A 16,298-nucleotide genomic window follows, 5' to 3' on the forward strand; every position below is an offset into this window, starting at 1 on the left:
GCCCCACACTCCCCTGGCAAAACCCCTGCTAGCCGCCTCGCCGCCCCGCCTGAGCAGCACCGCCGCGCACCCGCATACGAGCATGGTGGGGTCAACCCCAGCACGATGATTCGGGCCTGCAGGTTTCCTGTCTGGGGGCCGCGCCGCAATACTCCCCCCGTGACCACCGAAAAACTCGTCCTCTCCTCGCCCCCACGGCCGGGAAGCGACTTCGCCCGGCTCTGCCGCCGGATCACCGACGCCGGTCTGCTCGACCGCCGTCCCGGCTACTACACCGCTCGAATCTCGCTGGTGACTGTGCTGTTCGCGGGGGGTTGGGTGGCGTTCGCGCTGCTCGGCGACTCGTGGTGGCAGCTGGCTGTGGCCGCGTTCCAGGCGTTCATGTTCGGGCAGATCGCCCTGCTTTCGCATGATTTGGCGCATCGGCAGGTGTTCCGGACGCGTCGTTCCGCGGAGATCGCCGGGCGGCTGGCCGGGAATCTCGGCATCGGCATGAGTTACGGGTGGTGGATGGACAAGCACACCCGGCATCACGCCAATCCGAACCACGAGGAGCTGGATCCGGATGTGGATCCGGATGTCCTCGTCTGGTCTCAGCGGCAGGCCCGCGAGGCGCGCGGCGTGCCCCGGTTCATCGGCCGACACCAGGCGCTGCTGTTTTTCCCGCTGCTCACTCTCGAAGGCCTCAACCTGCACGTTTCCGGGTTCCGCGCCGTCGCGCGCCCGGGTCTGCGCCGTCGCGGGCTCGAGGCGGCGTTGCTGTTCACTCACCTCGCGGTCTACCTAGCCGCCTTGTTCATCGTCCTTCCGCCGGGTCTCGCACTGCTGTTTTTCGCCGTCCACCAGGGCCTGTGGGGCGTCTACATGGGTTCGATCTTCGCGCCGAACCACAAGGGCATGCCGACGCTGACCGGCAAGACGGATCTCGACTTCCTGCGCAAGCAGGTGCTTACCTCGCGCAACGTCGCGGGCGGACCGGTCATCGACGTCCTGCTCGGCGGCCTCAACCACCAGATCGAGCATCACCTGTTCCCGAGCATGCCGTCGGTGCATCTGCGCCGGGCCCAGCCGATGGTGGAGGCGTATTGCGCCGAGATCGGCATCTCGTACCTGCGGACCGGCCTGGTGTCGTCGTACCGGCAGACGCTGCGGCACCTGCACGAAGCTGGGGCCCCTCTCAGGAACGGTTCGTAAACTTGGTGGCATGACGTTCCAAGCACTGACTCCGGCGGCCTTCGGCGCGAAGGCCGCCGGAGCGCGTGCGGAGCGGATGCGCCAGTCTCCGCAGTACGCCGACGGCGTGTTCCGCAACGCCGCCTCCACTCGCGCGACGCCCTCCGCCCCCGGCGGGCTCGTGCGCGAATACCTGTTCGGCGAGGACCGCGCCCGCCGCCGTCCGGGCGGTGCGATTCCGCTGATCTCCTCGTCGACCGCTTCCTCGGCCGACGGTCTTTTTCTCACCTGGTACGGACACGCGTCCACGCTGGTGGAGATCGACGGCGCCCGCGTGCTGTGCGATCCGGTGTGGGGCGACCGGGTGTCGCCCGCCGCGTTCGCCGGGCCTCGACGGCTGCACGCTCCCCCGGTTTCGCTGCGGGCGCTGGGCCATCTGGACGCGATCGTGATCTCCCACGATCACTACGACCATCTGGACCTGCCCACCGTCCAGGCGTTGATCTCGCTGACCGACGCGCCCTTCCTCGTCCCGCTCGGCGTCGGCGCGCATCTCGAACGGTGGCACGTCCCGGCCGCCCGGATCGTCGAACTCGACTGGCACGAGGACGCGGTCGTCGCCGGGATCCGGTTCGTCGCCACTCCCGCGCAGCATTTCTCCGGCCGAGGACTCGCGAACGACAGCACGCTGTGGGCGTCGTGGGTGCTCGCGGGTCCGGAACATCGCGTCTTCTACAGCGGCGACACCGGGTACTTCGCCGGTTTCGCGGAGATCGGCGCGAAGTACGGCCCGTTCGACGCGACGCTGATCCAGGTCGGCGCGTACGCCCCGCACTGGCCGGACATCCACATGACGCCGGAGGAAGGCGTCGCCGCGCATCTGGACGTGCGCGGCGGGCTGCTGGTCCCGGTGCACTGGGCGACGTTCACGCTCGCCACGCACGCCTGGACGGATCCCGCGGACCGGGTGTGGCGGGAGGCCAAGGCCAACGACCTCCCGCTCGCGATCCCGAAACCGGGGCAGCGGATCGACGCGTCCGCCCCGCCGCCCGTGGACGGATGGTGGCAGACCCTGGGCTGACGGACGGTCTCCCCGTCCGTCAGCGTCCGGACCCGGCCGCGTTGATCCGCGCCGTCACGAGCGGCCCCGACTGGCGTGCCGACGACCTGCTGCGGGCCTCCGAGCGGACCCAGCTCCGCGTGATCCGGACCGGCGGTCCCCCGGATGCCTTGACCGTGCTGGGATTGCTCGGCCGCACCGCCCTCGTGCGCCGGTCCGCGCTCGCGTGCCTCCGCTAAACCGCGGCGCGAGAGGACGCGAACTCGATCCGGTGCCGATGCACTTCGCCGAACATCTTCTCCGGGCTCATCACCGTCTTCATCATCACCGGCATCAGCAAGTCACGCATAATCCGCGCCACCGGACCCGCCGCCTTGTCGTTGTTGGTCTTCGCCGCCTGCGCGATGATCTTCTCGACCCGCTCCCGCCGGGCGTTCTCGTACGCGGCGAAAGCTGTTGCCACGTCCGGGGAATCCCGCAAAGCACGAGCCAATTCGAGCGAACTCTCGACCGCTTGCGACGCTCCCTGTCCGGAACTCGGCGACGTCGGGTGCGCGGCGTCGCCGACCAGGACGACCCGGCCGCGGTGCCACGTCCGCACCGTCGGGATGTCCTCCAGGATTCCTGGCTGGGCAACGTCTTCCGGCTTCAACAGTGCGATGATGTCGCGTGCTGGGATGTCGTCCGCGTGTCGTTCCCGCAGCACCGAGAGCCAATGCTCGGGCGACGCGGTCTTCGCCTCGGCCGGGTCAGCGGCAGGGACGTTGCTGAACCAGAGAATCTCTTCCGCGTCGATGAAGTAGCCGAAGAATGCCCGCTTGCCGAACGCGAAATGCTGGTAGTTCCCGGTGACCGGCAGGCCGGGATTGCGGATCCAGCCGCCGAGGCCGAGCAGCCCGGTGTAGCGCGGGGCAGCCGCCGCCGGGTCCAAAGTGGACCGGACGGCCGACCGGATGCCGTCCGCGCCGATCAGCACGTCGCCGGCCGCGGAAGAACCGTCCGCGAAGTGCGCGACCACCTGGTCCCGCTTGTTCTCGATCGACTCCAGCCGCTTGCCGAACTCGACCGGGATCCCCCGGCTCAGCGCCTCGTCCATCAGCGCGCGGTACAGCCGGTCCCGGCGCAGCAGCAGGCTCGACGGCAGCTCCGGCAGCCCGTCGAATCTGCCGACTACCCGGCCTTTGTGGTTCTGCATCACCATTCCGGGCACCTCGACGCCGACTGCGGCCACCGCGTCGTCGGCGTCGAGCTGACGCAAAGCGTTGCGGCCGTTGGGAGACAGCGTGAGCGCGCTGCCGACTCCGTCCGCCGTCTTGGGATAAGCCTCGTAGACAGTGGCCTCGATTCCCGCCCGCTGCAACGCCATCGCGGTGGTCGCACCGGCGATGCCGCCACCGATCACTGATACGTTCATGATCTCCCCTTGAAGTAGTTTTCCCACGCCTGCCGGTAGTCCTCCCCGGCGACCGACTCGGCGAGCCGCTCGACGAAGCCGCGCTCCGCCTCGACTTTCGTCAGCCGGTAGTCCTCCTCGACCAGGAACCACCAGGCAAGCCCCTGCTCTCGCCCGTTTTCGATCGCCGCGCGGATGTCGTCGGCGATGGCGGTGAGCGCGGCGAGCCGCTGCTGGAGCAACTCGCGGAGTTCGTCCGCGGGCAGCACGATGAACAGCGACAGCGCCGCCCCGAACAGCGGATACTCGGTGGCCGGTTCGGCGACGAGTTCGCGCATCCAGTCGAACAGCTCGAGCCGTCCGGTGGGCGTGATGGCGTAGACCGTCCGTTCCGGGCGCGCCGAATCGCGCAGGGTCTCCTGCGCGGCGATGAACCCGGCCTTCTCCAGTTGCCCGACCACCATGTACAGCGAGCTGCGGGTGTACTTGAAATCCCGCTCCTTGCCGTACTCCACGAACCGCCGTGCTATCTCGTACGGATGCATCGGCTCCTCGAGCAAGCCCGCCAGCACGGCCAGCCCGAGCGGATTCCCCACCACGCGTCGCTTCACTGCAGCTCCTTAGTCAGGATCGACTATACGCGAAAGAGTAGTCGATGTCGACTATAAGCGCGTGCGGTAGGAAGGACCTATGAAGCTCAAGCTCGATCTTCACGACATCTACAACCGCGGCGGGGAGATCGACAAGGCGCTGCGCGCGGTCATCGACGAGGCGGTCGCGAAGAAGGCGCCGCTCGTGGAGATCATCCCGGGCAAGGGGTCCGGGCAGCTGAAGAAGCACGTGCTGCGGTTCCTGGAGCGCAAGGACGTGAAGGCGCTCTACCACCGCGTCGAGAAGGACAAAGACAACTTCGGGCGGGTCTTCGTGCACTTCCGCTGGAAATAGGCCTCGTGAGTGGCGATGCCGGTTCTAACCGGCATCGCCACTCACGAGGGAGTCAGAGCCAGTCGTCCGGGCGGGGCCAGGGCATCAGCGCGGTGAGCGCGTCCGGCACCGGTTCGGTGACCGTGTAGCGGCCGCGGTGGAACAGCAGCGGGCGAGCGTCGGACGTCTCGCCCAGTGCGGTCACGCGGCCGACCACCACGTAGTGGTCCCCGGCCGGGTGGACCGCCTGTACCTCGCAGTCGACCCAGGTCAGGGCCCCGTCCAGCAGCGGTGCGCCCGAGGGGGCGGGCTGCCAGGACACTCCGGAGAACTTGTCGCCGCCGCGGCGGCCGAACTCGGCGCAGACCGCTTGCTGGTCTTCGGCGAGCACGTTCACCGCGAACGTGCCCGCCGCGGCCAGTGCGGGCCAGGTGCGCGAAGTCCGGGCGACGCAGAACAGCACCAGCGGCGGGTCCAGCGACAGCGCCGCGAAGGACTGGCAGGCGAAGCCCACCGGTCCGGTCGGCGTGCCGGAACTGGCGTAGTCAGCCAAGGTCTGAGCGCCCTTGACATAGCCGGTCACCACGGTCACGCCGGTGCAGAAGTGGCCCAGCACCTCGCGAAACCGGTCCGGCACGGCCTCCGGAACGGCGGCTGTCATTGCGCGCCCACCGAGAAATCGTGGCCCCACAACGAAACCGCGGTGCTTTCGCGGGCGATCCAGTCCTCGTCCTCGACTTGACGACCCTCGCAGCCGAACTCGACGTCGAAGCCGCCGGGAGTCTTCATGTAGAACGACAGCATCAGGTCGTTCACGTGCCGGCCGAGTGTCGCGGACATCGGGACGTTCTTGCGCTTCGCGCGGTCCAGGCACAACCCGACGTCGTCGGTCTCCTCGACCTCCACCATCAGGTGCACGATCCCGCTCGGCGTCGGCATCGGCAGGAACGCCAGGCTGTGGTGCCGCGGGTTGCAGCCGAAGAACCGCAGCCACGCCGGGTCGCCGTCGGCCGGACGGCCCACCATCTGCGGCGGGAGGCGCATCGAGTCGCGGAGCCGGAAGCCCAGCACGTCCCGGTAGAACCTCAGCGCCGCCTCGTCGTCGTGGGTCGACAAAACCACGTGGCCCAGGCCCTGTTCACCGGTGACAAAACGGTGGCCGTACGGGCTCACCACGCGCCGGTGCTGCAGCGCGACCCCGTGGAACACCTCCAGGGTGTTGCCGGACGGATCGGTGAAACTGATCATCTCCGCGACGCGGCGGTCGGCCAGCTCCTCCGGCGTGCCTTCCTTGTACGGCACCGAAGCCGCGTCGAGCCGGGTGCGGACCTCGTCCAGTTCCGCGGCGTTGGCCGCTTCCCAGCCCGCTACCGCCAAGCGGTCCTTCGAACCCGGCACGATCACCAATCGCGCCGGGAAATCGTCCATGCGCAGGTAGAGCGCGTTCGGGTCGGTGCCCGAACCCTCCACCATGCCGAGCACCTTCAGCCCGTAGACGCGCCAGGCGTCCATGTCCGTGGCTTCGATGCGCAGATATCCCAGCGAACGGATAGCCATCACGAACTCCCGAGGAAGTCGAGGGCGAGTCGGTTGAACTCGTCGAACTTCTCCAGCTGCGCCCAGTGGCCGCAGCCGCCGAACACGTGCAGTTGCGCACGCGGAATCGTCTTCAGCGCCAGCAACGCGCCGTCGAGCGGGTTGACCCGGTCCTCCCGGCCCCAGACGAGCAAGACCCGTTGGCGCAGGCGGTAAGCCTCGCGCCACAACATGCCTTCCTCGAAGGAATCCGGCAGGCTGAACGACTTGCCCATCGCCCGCATCGCCGCGAGCGACTCCGGCGAACGCGCGATCTCGAAGCGTTCGTCGATCAGCTCGTCGGTCACCAAGGCCTGGTCGTGCACCATGATCCGGAGGAACGCTTCCATCCGCTCCCGCGTCGGATCCCCGGCGAACCGGGACAGCAGCCGCACGCCTTCGGTCGGATCCGGGGCGAACAGGTTGACGCTCAGCCCGCCCGCGCCCATCAGCACCAGCCGCCCCGCGCGTCCGGGATGGTTCAGCGCCAGCCGGACCGCCGCCCCCGCGCCGAGCGAATTGCCAACGAGGTGCGCTTTTTCGATGCCGAGCTGGTCCATCAGGCCGACGACCGCGTCCGAGCTGTGCCGGAAGTACTGCGGGTGCTCAGTCGGCTTGTCCGACCGGCCGAAACCCGGCTGGTCGATCGCCAGTGTGCGATACGACTTCCCGAACACCGGCAGGTTACGGCCGAAGTTGCTCCACGCCGAAGCACCAGGGCCGCCGCCGTGCAGCAACAGCACCGTCTCGGCGTTCTCCGCGCCGGATTCGTGGTAGTGCAGGCGAAGACCGCCCGCTGTGTCCACATAGGAACCTTCGGGAGCCATCAGACCATCGCATTCTCGACGGGCAAGCCGAACTCGCCGGTGCCGAACATGACGTACGCGCGTTCCGCGTCGTTCGCCGCGTGCACCCGGCCCGCGTGCGCGTCGCGCCAGAAGCGCTGGATCGGCGTGCCCCGCTGCAACGCGCGGCCGCCGGAGTTCTCGAATAGCCGGTCGATCGCGGAGATCGCCCGCTCGGTGCCGCGCACCTGGTCCCGGCGCACCCGCAACCGCGTGCTGAACGGCAGCTTCTCGCCCTTGCAGGCCAGCTGGTACAGCTCGTCGATGTTGTGCGTCAGCTGCAGCCAGGCCGCATCGATCTCGCTGCTCGCCTCGGCGATCCGCACCTTCGAGAACGGGTCCTCTTTGGACTGTTCGCCCGCGTACGCGGCCCGCACCCGCTTGCCCTGGTGCTCCACGTGCGCGTCGTACGCGCCTTGCGCCATCCCGATGATCGGCGCGGTGATGGTGCTCGGGTGCACGGAACCGTACGGCAGCCGGTACAGCGGGCCCGGGTTGACTTCCTGTCCCGGGGTCTTGCACTTCGACGTCGCCATGAAGCTCAGTGCGCGGTGCTTGGGCACGAACACGTCCTCGACGACGATGTCGTTGGACCCGGTGCCGCGCAGCCCGACCGTGTCCCAGACGTCCACAATGGAGTAGTCCGAGATCGGCACGAGATACGTGCAGAAGTCCACCGGCTTGCCGTCGGCGAACGCGGGACCGCCCAGCAGCACCCACGTGCAGTGGTCGCTTCCGGACGAGAAGCTCCATCGCCCGGACAGCCGGTAGCCGCCCTCGACGACGGTCGCCTTGCCCATCGGCGCGTACGAAGAAGAAATCCGCACGTCGTGATCCTCGCCCCACACGTCCGCCTGGGCTTGCGCGTCGAACAACGCGACGTGCCACGGGTGCACGCCGAGAATCGACGCGACCCAGCCGGTGGACCCGCAGGCGCTCGCGATGAGCTTGACCGCGGTGTAGAAGGTGACCGGGTCGGCTTCCAAGCCGCCGTACGGTTTCGGTTGCAGCAGGCGGAAAAATCCGGTCTCCTGCAGCGCTTTCACTGATTCGGCGGGGATCCGACGGGCGTCCTCGGTCTCCTGTGCGCGTTCCCGCAGCACGGGAAGAAGGTCGCGCACCCCCGCGATCACGGCAGCCAGCTCGCTCATCGGCCGTCCTCTCTCGCTCGACACGCTCAAGACTAGAACACGTTCTCGTTTTTGTCGACGCGGTCCGTCCCGCGCGCGCCGTGCAACCCTGCCCGGCGGCCGGAAAACACGCAGTCAGCCAGCGAAAGGCCGCTCACATACGACCTGGAACAGATTCCTACCGCGGTGCGTCCGGCGGCGTAAAGACCGCGTACGCCGGCCACCGCGCCGGTGTCCTCGTCGACCACCAGGCCGCCCAGCGTCAGCATCGGACACGGGTAGCCGAGGTTCGGTTTCACGGACACGTCGATCAGCGAGTACGGCGGCGTGTCCAACGGCCGCGCGAAGTCCGCCGGTTTGCCCGCCGGGTCCGGACCGCGCTGGTACTCGGCGTAAGTCGCCGCCAGCCCGGCCGGGTCGATTCCGGCGCGCGCGGCCACTTCCTCGATCGTCCCAGCGGTCACCCGGCCCTTGCCCAGCAGATACCGCAGCTGCAGCGTCGCGAACCATTGGCCTTGTTTTCGCCCGTCGCGCCGGGCTTCGGTGACGATCGGTTCGTCGACCAGCAACCAGCCGCGTCCGCCGTGCTCGGCGATCATGCGCTCGCCGATCGCCGCGCCGTACCGGGATTCGTCGATGATCCGCCGCCCGTCCGCGCCCACCAGCAACCCGCCGAGAAACGCCGACGGCGGCGTGAGAAACCGCCACGCCGACACCCGGTCCAGTTCCGCCGTGCGTCCGCCGACCTCGACACCCATCCGGATACCGGATCCGTCATCGGCAGAAGTCCCGAGGTCCAGCCCGCCGCGATACGCGGGCGCGTGCTCGCGCACCATCGCCCGGTTCACGATGAACCCGCCCGCCGACAGCACCACGCCTCGCCGCGCACTAATCCGCAGCTCACGCGCATGCTTGCGCTCAATCCGCTCCACCCGCTGATGCAGCGACCGACGCATCGCAGGCACGTAAATCCCCGGCTTCGCCGCCCAATCCGCCAGCCGCGCATGTCGTACCCGCACCCACGAAGGCGCGTCGCGCAAACTGTGCGTGAGCACCCCAGTGACCGTCCCGGAGTCATCTGTGATCAGGTTCATCGCCTGCGTCTGCGGCAGCACCTTCACCCCGCGCTCGCGAGCCGCGGCCAGCAACTGCTTCATCAGCAGCTTCCCCGACGTGCCCGGCCCCTTGACCCGGTGTCCGCGTGGCGCGGGTTTCGCCACGTCGCGGAAGCCGCCAGAGAGTTCACTGCCGGAGTAATACAGGTAATGCTTGTTGCTGGGATACGACGTCTTGTAGTCGCACATGCTGCCCTCGAACGGCACACCTTGCCGCTCCAGCCACGCGACCATGTCGACGCTTTCCTCGCAGAACCGCCGCAACGTCCGCTCCGACACGACGTCGCCGGTTTCCATCCGCAGGTACGCGTACATCGCGTCCACGCTGTCGTCGACGCCCGCGGCGCGTTGCTGCGGCGTCCCTCCCCCGGCGTAGACCACGCCGCCGCTCACGCGACTGGCCCCGCCGCCGGAGAACCGGTCGACCAGCAGCACCTCGGCGCCCGCGTCGGCCGCTTCGATGGCCGCGCACACGCCGGCCGCGCCGGCTCCGATGATCACGACGTCCGTCCCGAACTCGTCCATAGTCCGCCACCCTAGAACTGGAACACGTTCTCGTCTATGGTGACGGAAGTGGCCCCGAGCAGGCCAGCTTTAGCCGATAACACGTTGCATGTGAGGTGGCATGTCGGACGAGTACGACGTGGTGGTGGCCGGCAGCGGCGCCGCCGGGATGACCGCCGCGCTCGCCGCCGCCCGCCGCGGGCTGTCCGTGGTGGTGCTGGAAAAGGCAGCCTGCTTCGGCGGTTCGACCGCCCGCTCCGGCGGGGGCGTCTGGCTGCCCGGCAACCACGCGCTGCGGGCCGCGGGCATCGAAGAACCCCCCGAACGCGCGAGGCAGTACCTGGACTCGATCGTCGGCGACGTCGTGCCGGAGCACCTGCGCACGACCTTCCTCGACCACGGCCCCGAGGTGCTGGAATTCGTCACGCGGAACACTCCGCTGGAGTTCCAGTGGGTGTCCGGATACAGCGACTACCACCCCGAGGCGCCCGGCGGACGTCCCGGCGGCCGGTCCGTGGAGCCGAAGGCGCTCGACGGCAAGCTGCTCGGCGCCGACCTCGCGCAGCTCGAACCGCCGTACAGCGCGCCACCGCTCGGCGTGCCGATCACCCAGTCGGACTATCGCTGGCTGAGCCTGATCGCCCGGCATCCGCGCGGGTTCGCCCGGATGCTGTCCCTTGGAATGAAATGGCTGGTCGGACGGGTCCGCGGACAGCAGCTGCTGTCCATGGGGCAAGCGCTTGCGGCCGGGTTGCGGAAGGGTCTGCGGGACGCGGGCGTCGAGGTTCTGCTGGACACGCCGCTGGTCGACCTGCAGGTGGAGAACGACGTCGTCACCGGCATCGTGGCCCGCCGCGACGGCGAAGAGACGCTGTTCCGCGCGCGTCGCGGCGTAGTGCTGGCCTGCGGTGGCTTCGAGCACAACGAAGAGATGCGCACCAAGTACCAGCGCGCGCCGATCGGCACCGAATGGACCGTCGGCGCGGCGGCGAACACCGGCGACGGCATCAACGCCGGGCTCAAGCTCGGCGCCGCGACGGACCTGATGGACGACGCCTGGTGGGGCCCGTCGTTCCCGCTCACCGGCGGCCCGTGGTTCGCGCTCGCCGAACGGTCCCGTCCCGGCTGCCTGATGGTCGACGCCGCGGGCACGCGGTTCGTGAACGAATCCGCGCCGTATGTCGAGGCCGTGCACGCGATGTACGGCGACGGCGACGGCCCGGGCAAGCACGTCCCGGCGTGGCTGGTGTTCGACCAGCGCTACCGCGACCGCTACCTGTTCACCGGCCTCGGCCCGCGGCAGCCGCTGCCCGGGCGCTGGTACAAGGCCGGGATCGTGGCGAAGTCCGCGACGCTGGCCGGGCTCGCCGAGAAGATCGACGTGCCCGCCGAAGCGCTGGAGCAGACCGTCATGCGGTTCAACGGCTTCGCGCGCAAGGGCGTCGACGACGACTTCCAGCGCGGGCTCAGCGCCTACGACCATTACTACGGCGACCCGCGCAATCGCCCCAACCCGAGCCTCGGCGAACTGGCCAAGGCCCCGTACTACGCGGTCCGCGTGGTGCCCGGCGACCTGGGCACCAAGGGCGGCCTGCGGATTGACGAAAACGCCCGCGTCCTGCGCGAGGACGGCACGGTCGTGCCCGGCCTCTACGCGGCGGGCAACACCAGCGCTCCGGTGATGGGCCGGACCTACGCCGGACCGGGCGCGACCATCGGCCCGGCGATGGTGTTCGGCTACCTTGCGGCACAGGCGCTGGCGAACGAAGATCAGACCGGCACGGGAGGCAGGCAGTGACGCCGAAGACCGATGGATCCGAGATCCGCACGATCGACGCGGGGGCGCCCCCTGCGCGGTACGCCCGCGGCTGGCACTGCCTCGGGCTCGCCGACAGCTTCCGCGACGGCAAACCGCACGCAGTGCAGGCGTTCGGCACGAAGCTGGTCGTGTTCGCGGACACCGCGGGCAAGTTGAACGTGCTCGACGGGTACTGCCGGCACATGGGCGGCGACCTGACCCAGGGTTCGGTGAAGGGCGACGAGATCGCCTGCCCGTTCCACGACTGGCGCTGGGGCGGCAACGGCAAGTGCAAGTCGATCCCCTACGCCAAGCGGGTCCCGCTGCGTGCGCGCACCCGGGCGTGGCAGGTGCTGGAGGAGAACAAGCAGCTGTTCGTCTGGCACGACCCGGAGGGCAACCCGCCGCCGGAGAACGTCGTGATCCCGCGTGTCGAGGGCGCGTTCAGCGACGAGTGGAGCAACTGGACCTGGGACTCGATCCTGATCGAGAACGCCAACTGCCGCGAGATCATCGACAACGTGGTGGACATGGCGCACTTCTTCTACATCCACTACGCCTTCCCGACGTATTTCAAGAACGTGTTCGAGGGCCACATCGCGACCCAGTACCTCAACACCAAGGGCCGCCCGGACATGGGCATGGCGTCCAATTACGGCGGCGAGGAAAACCTGCTCCGCTCGGAAGCGTCGTACTTCGGCCCTTCCTACATGATCAACTGGCTGGTGAATTCCTTCCAGGGCTTCGAAATCGAGAATGTGCTGATCAACTGCCACTACCCGGTTTCGCCGACTTCGTTCGTGCTGCAGTGGGGCATCATGGTCAAGAAGATGCCCGGCATTTCCGACGAACACGCGGACAAGATCGCCGGGAAGCTGGCGAAGGGCATCGGCGTCGGATTCCTGCAGGACGTGGAGATCTGGAAGAACAAGACCAAGATCGACAATCCGCTGCTGTGCGAGGAAGACGGCCCGGTCTACCAGCTGCGCCGCTGGTACGACCAGTTCTACGTGGACGCCGCGGACGTCACCGAGGACATGACGCGCCGGTTCGAGTTCGAAGTGGACACCACGAAGGCGAACGAGGCGTGGTCAGCCGAGGTGCAGGAAAACCTGGCGCGCCAGCGGGCGGAGGCCGAGGCGGCGGCTCAGTCGGAGGAGGCTGGGGTGTGACGGCCGAAGCCACTGAATTCCTCACCTCCGGGTTGCGGCCGCACGAATGCCGCAGCTGCGGAACCTGTGTGCTGGTCAAGAAAAACAGCCTGAAACACACCAGCATCCAGTGGACCACCGACGCCGCGACCAGCTGTCCGGTGTTCGCCGCGCACGCCGCTTCCGGCGGCAACACCGCGTTGCTGGACACCTGCGAGAAACTCGCGGACAGCATCGACACCGCGGTGCGCGACGGCAATTTCGGGCAGGTGCGCAATGACTGACGTCATCACGCTCACCGTCGCCGAGGTGATCGAGGAAACCGCGGACGCCCGGTCCATTGTGTTCACTGTCCCGGACGAGCATCTCGAGCGGTTCGCCTACTCCCCCGGGCAATTCCTCACCCTGCGGATTCCCAGCGACCAGACGGGTTCCGTCGCGCGATGCTACTCGCTTTCGAGCGCGCCGCACGAGGGCCGGGTGCAGGTCACGGTGAAGCGGACTGTCGACGGGTACGGGTCGAATTGGGTTTGTGACGAGCTTCGGGCGGGCGCGACGATTGACGTGCTGCGGCCGTCCGGCGTGTTCTGTCCGTCCTCTTTGGACGCGGACCTTCTGTTGTTCGCCGCGGGCAGCGGGATCACACCGGTGATGTCGATCCTCAAGTCCGCGCTGGAAAAGGGCGACGGACAGGTGGTGCTCGTCTATGCCAACCGCGACGAGCAGTCGGTGATCTTCGCCGCGGAATTGCGCGAATTGGCTGAGCGGTTCGGTGACCGGCTCACTGTGGTGCATTGGCTGGAAAGCCTGCAGGGACTGCCGACCGTCACCGCGTTGCGGGCGCTCGCCAAGCCTTACGTGGGGCATGAAGCTTTCCTTTGCGGCCCGGCTCCGTTCATGGCCGCCGCACAGGACGCGTTGCGCGAACTGGGCGCGCCGCGGGAACGCGTGCACGTGGAGAAGTTCCATTCGCTTACTGGGAATCCGTTCGCGGATGAGCCGGAGCCCGAGGAGGAGACCAGCGGCGAGACCACCGCGCTCACCGTCGACCTCGACGGCGAGACCCGGCAGCTGTCCTGGCCGCGGCAGCGGAAGCTGCTCGACCACCTGCTCGCCGAGGGCCTTGACGCGCCGTATTCCTGTCGCGAGGGCCAGTGCAGCGCGTGCGCGTGCCGCATCGTCTCCGGCGAGGTGAAAATGCTGAACAACGAGGTGCTGGACGCCGACGACATCGCCGACGGGATCGTGCTGGCCTGCCAGTCGGTACCGTTGACCGACGAGGTGTCCGTCAGCTACGAGTGAGTGGAGAGCCCGTGCCCATCGATCCCGCGGTCGCGATCGGAGCCGATCTCGGCGAGGTCAATTTCGCTTGGACGCCGTCCGACGTGCTGCTGTACCACCTGGCTGTCGGCGCGGGCGCGGATCCGGTGGCCGAGCGCGAACTGCGCTACACCTACGAGCGCGACCTGCGCGTGCTGCCGACCTTCGCCACCGTCGCGGCCAACCTGCGCACCTTCGAACCACCCGCGCTGAAGTTCCCCGGGGTCGACGTCGACCTGGCGAAAGTGCTGCACGGCAAGCAAGAGATCGAACTGCACCGGCCGATCCCGGTCGAGGGCAAGGCGGTCGCGCGCACCCGGATCGCCGACGTCTTCGACAAGGGCAAGGCCGCTGTGCTGGTGCAGGAAACCGAGGTCGCCGACGAGTCCGGCGCTCCACTGTGGACAGCCCGGTCCAGCATCTTCGCCCGCGGCGAGGGCGGCTTCGGCGGCGAACGCGGGCCGTCGGACAAGATCGAGTGGCCGGACCGCGAACCGGACGCCGTGCTCGACGTGCCGACGCTGCCTCAGCAGGCGCTTTTGTACCGGCTGTGCGGCGACCGCAACCCGCTGCACGCCGACCCGGCGTTCGCCAAGGCCGCCGGGTTCGACCGGCCGATCCTGCACGGGCTGTGCACGTACGGCATCGTCGCGAAGGCCGTGGTCGACGCGTTCCTCGACGGCGATCCCGAGCGCGTCTCGGCATTCGGGACGAAGTTCGCCGGCGTCGTATTCCCCGGTGAAAAGCTGCGCGTGCGCGTCTGGCGCGAAAGCGGACGTCTGCTGGTCACGACCACCGCGCCGGAACGCGACGATGCGCCTGTGCTGGCCGACACAGTGCTGACGCCCCGCTGAGCATCGGGACCGTTATACGGTTGTCCCATGGCGGACGAGCGAGACGGCACCTTCTTCGTGGTGCGCGGGCCAGTCGAGCCGGGCGACAAGCGCGGCCGTGAGCTGGGCTTCCCCACCGCGAACATCGCGCTGCGCGACCAGCGCGGCGAACTCGGCGACGGGGTGTGGGCCGGCTGGGCGGAGCGCGCGGACGGCACGCGCGTGGCCGCCGCCGTGTCCGTGGGCCGCCGCCCGACCTACTACGGGGCCGACGGCTACCGGCTGGTCGAGGCGTTCCTGCTCGACTTCGAGGGCGACCTGTACGGCGAGCGCCTCACCGTCTGGCTCGGCAAACACCTGCGGGACCAGCAGGGGTTCGGTTCCGCGCAAGAGCTGATCGACGCGCTGGGCCAGGACGTCGCCGCGGCTCGCGAGTGGGTCGCCGCGCATCCCGCGGACGCGCTGCCGAAGCTGGCCGAACTCCCGCCGGACGGCGAAGTCCAGCGGCTCGGCTAATTCGGCCGGGGCTCATTCGCCGGGCTGATTCCGCCGGGGTTGATTCACACTGGCTGATTCGCCGGACTTCTCCACGCTAGCTGTGCGCCGGAGTTTGATTCGCCGGGCTGGCTCAGACCGCAGCGAGCAGCATGACGCCCATGCCCGCGCCCATCGCGGCACGGCACAGCGTACGCGACGCGTGCCCCGGCACCGTCGTGCCGCGCGACCGCATCGCCACCACACCCGAGCGGACCGCGTCCACCGCGAAGTAGGCCGCCGCGCCTATCGCGACCACCGGCCACGCCAGTCTCGTGTCCATTGTGGACATCGTGAGCCAAGGCCCGTGCACCATGCCGCCGTGTGGCATCGCGGTGACCATGTAGAGCATCGCCGCCGCCGACAACGCGTGGTGCGCACAGCTGTGTCCCTCGGCGCGGCCTCGCCACGCGGACCAGGCGAACCAACCCGCGGTCAGCACCAGGACGGCCTGCCAGCCCGCTGCCGGGATCGGGCCGCCGACCGGGGACAGCATCGCGACCATCGCCACGACCAGCAGCAATTCGGCGAGGTCGCCGTTGCGTACTCGATGACCGAGGCTGACGTAGTCGAGCTTCACCAGCCGCAGCACGCACGGCAAGGCCAGCAACGCGAACAACGCGGTGAACAGCCACGCCAGCGGGACATTCACCTCGGCACCCTCCTCCGGACACGCTGCGTCACACGGGTCTTACCACCGTGACACGCGCGAGGCGGGAGGCACCAGCCAGCAATGAGGTGATCCGCGTTGACCCACAAGGGCTATGCGCGGGCCGACAAGCCCAGGTCAGACCCCTGCGACCGGGGCTCGTGAGTGTTTATCCCGGTTCTAACCGGCATCGCCACTCACAAGCCCCCACCAACACCCCAGCCGCCCCAGCCCCCCCCCCGCCCACCCACCCCCCCGCCCCTCCCCCCCACACCCCCCCCCCCCCCCCCACCC

General features: G+C 68.7%; 18 protein-coding genes. 10 read left to right on the forward strand and 8 right to left on the reverse strand.

The features are described 5' to 3' along the window. Positions 1-159 precede the first annotated feature (159 nt). The 3 genes from D0D37_RS41760 to D0D37_RS41770 are packed head-to-tail and all read left to right on the forward strand — an operon-like array spanning position 160 to position 2,472. The gene (locus D0D37_RS41760; RefSeq protein WP_162834733.1) at positions 160-1,194 is read left to right on the forward strand and encodes a fatty acid desaturase family protein; all 1,035 of its coding nucleotides are present in this window, start codon (positions 160-162) and stop codon (positions 1,192-1,194) included. A gap of 10 nt (positions 1,195-1,204) precedes the next feature. After that, positions 1,205-2,254 (forward strand): MBL fold metallo-hydrolase, encoded by a 1,050-nt coding sequence (locus D0D37_RS41765; RefSeq protein WP_116206095.1) that lies wholly within the window; start codon positions 1,205-1,207, stop codon positions 2,252-2,254. Beyond that, a complete protein-coding gene (locus D0D37_RS41770; protein WP_162834734.1) occupies positions 2,236-2,472 on the forward strand; it encodes a hypothetical protein in 237 nt (78 codons plus the stop codon). Before D0D37_RS41765 ends, D0D37_RS41770 begins: the two co-directional genes overlap by 19 nt. On the opposite strand, the gene D0D37_RS41775 is transcribed toward D0D37_RS41770, so the two are convergent. Together D0D37_RS41775 and D0D37_RS41780 are read right to left on the reverse strand one after the other, a co-directional pair. Then, positions 2,469-3,647: an FAD-dependent monooxygenase gene (locus D0D37_RS41775; protein ID WP_208720512.1), complete on the reverse strand. Its 1,179-nt coding sequence runs from the start codon at positions 3,645-3,647 to the stop codon at positions 2,469-2,471. The two genes, D0D37_RS41770 and D0D37_RS41775, sit on opposite strands and share 4 nt — an antisense overlap. Further along, positions 3,644-4,237, reverse strand: coding sequence for a PadR family transcriptional regulator (locus D0D37_RS41780; protein WP_116206098.1), 594 nt, complete (start codon positions 4,235-4,237; stop codon positions 3,644-3,646). The genes D0D37_RS41775 and D0D37_RS41780 overlap by 4 nt, the downstream gene beginning before the upstream one ends. A gap of 79 nt (positions 4,238-4,316) precedes the next feature. Here D0D37_RS41780 and D0D37_RS41785 point away from each other — a divergent pair, with 79 nt between their 5' ends. Beyond that, positions 4,317-4,571, forward strand: coding sequence for a Smr/MutS family protein (locus D0D37_RS41785; protein WP_116206099.1), 255 nt, complete (start codon positions 4,317-4,319; stop codon positions 4,569-4,571). Positions 4,572-4,623: 52 nt separating this feature from the next. Here the strand turns inward: D0D37_RS41785 and hsaB are convergent, their stop codons facing one another. From hsaB to D0D37_RS41810, 5 genes are read right to left on the reverse strand one after another with little or no spacing between them, the layout of a single operon-like run. Then, positions 4,624-5,211, reverse strand: a complete 588-nt coding sequence (hsaB, locus tag D0D37_RS41790) for a 3-hydroxy-9,10-secoandrosta-1,3,5(10)-triene-9,17-dione monooxygenase reductase subunit (protein ID WP_116206100.1) — start codon at positions 5,209-5,211, stop codon at positions 4,624-4,626. Further along, positions 5,208-6,107: an iron-dependent extradiol dioxygenase HsaC gene (hsaC, locus tag D0D37_RS41795; protein ID WP_116206101.1), complete on the reverse strand. Its 900-nt coding sequence runs from the start codon at positions 6,105-6,107 to the stop codon at positions 5,208-5,210. The genes hsaB and hsaC overlap by 4 nt, the downstream gene beginning before the upstream one ends. After that, complete coding sequence (hsaD, locus tag D0D37_RS41800) at positions 6,107-6,952, reverse strand: 4,5:9,10-diseco-3-hydroxy-5,9,17-trioxoandrosta-1(10),2-diene-4-oate hydrolase (RefSeq protein WP_208720513.1); 846 nt, start codon at positions 6,950-6,952, stop codon at positions 6,107-6,109. The genes hsaC and hsaD overlap by 1 nt, the downstream gene beginning before the upstream one ends. Continuing rightward, the gene (gene hsaA / locus D0D37_RS41805) at positions 6,952-8,121 is read right to left on the reverse strand and encodes a 3-hydroxy-9,10-secoandrosta-1,3,5(10)-triene-9,17-dione monooxygenase oxygenase subunit (RefSeq protein ID WP_116206102.1); all 1,170 of its coding nucleotides are present in this window, start codon (positions 8,119-8,121) and stop codon (positions 6,952-6,954) included. Before hsaA ends, hsaD begins: the two co-directional genes overlap by 1 nt. Before the next feature lie 32 nt (positions 8,122-8,153). Next, on the reverse strand, positions 8,154-9,740 hold the full coding sequence (locus tag D0D37_RS41810) for an FAD-binding protein (RefSeq protein WP_116206103.1): 1,587 nt from the start codon (positions 9,738-9,740) through the stop codon (positions 8,154-8,156). Between the two features lie 100 nt (positions 9,741-9,840). Here D0D37_RS41810 and kstD point away from each other — a divergent pair, with 100 nt between their 5' ends. Genes kstD through D0D37_RS41840 form a run of 6 tightly spaced genes read left to right on the forward strand, consistent with a single transcriptional unit; the run spans position 9,841 to position 15,337 of the window. Then, positions 9,841-11,517 carry a 3-oxosteroid 1-dehydrogenase gene (gene kstD / locus D0D37_RS41815; protein WP_116206104.1) on the forward strand — a complete coding sequence of 559 codons (1,677 nt, stop codon included), beginning with the start codon at positions 9,841-9,843 and terminating at the stop codon, positions 11,515-11,517. Beyond that, complete coding sequence (locus D0D37_RS41820; protein WP_116206105.1) at positions 11,514-12,689, forward strand: 3-ketosteroid-9-alpha-monooxygenase, oxygenase component; 1,176 nt, start codon at positions 11,514-11,516, stop codon at positions 12,687-12,689. The genes kstD and D0D37_RS41820 overlap by 4 nt, the downstream gene beginning before the upstream one ends. After that, entirely contained in the window at positions 12,686-12,952 is a 267-nt protein-coding gene (locus tag D0D37_RS41825) for a hypothetical protein (RefSeq protein WP_116206106.1), read from the forward strand. The genes D0D37_RS41820 and D0D37_RS41825 overlap by 4 nt, the downstream gene beginning before the upstream one ends. Further along, positions 12,945-13,970, forward strand: a complete 1,026-nt coding sequence (locus D0D37_RS41830) for a ferredoxin--NADP reductase (RefSeq protein ID WP_116206107.1) — start codon at positions 12,945-12,947, stop codon at positions 13,968-13,970. Before D0D37_RS41825 ends, D0D37_RS41830 begins: the two co-directional genes overlap by 8 nt. 11 nt (positions 13,971-13,981) lie before the next feature. Next, positions 13,982-14,842 carry a MaoC/PaaZ C-terminal domain-containing protein gene (locus D0D37_RS41835; RefSeq protein WP_116206108.1) on the forward strand — a complete coding sequence of 287 codons (861 nt, stop codon included), beginning with the start codon at positions 13,982-13,984 and terminating at the stop codon, positions 14,840-14,842. A 27-nt stretch (positions 14,843-14,869) separates the two neighbouring features. Further along, the gene (locus D0D37_RS41840) at positions 14,870-15,337 is read left to right on the forward strand and encodes a riboflavin kinase (protein WP_116206109.1); all 468 of its coding nucleotides are present in this window, start codon (positions 14,870-14,872) and stop codon (positions 15,335-15,337) included. A gap of 112 nt (positions 15,338-15,449) precedes the next feature. Here D0D37_RS41840 and D0D37_RS41845 read toward each other — a convergent pair whose 3' ends face one another. After that, positions 15,450-16,007 carry a DUF5134 domain-containing protein gene (locus D0D37_RS41845; RefSeq protein WP_116206110.1) on the reverse strand — a complete coding sequence of 186 codons (558 nt, stop codon included), beginning with the start codon at positions 16,005-16,007 and terminating at the stop codon, positions 15,450-15,452. Between the last annotated feature and the right edge of the window lie 291 nt (positions 16,008-16,298).

This window comes from Amycolatopsis circi (assembly GCF_003385235.1).
GTDB classification, from domain to species: Bacteria; Actinomycetota; Actinomycetes; order Mycobacteriales; family Pseudonocardiaceae; genus Amycolatopsis; species Amycolatopsis circi.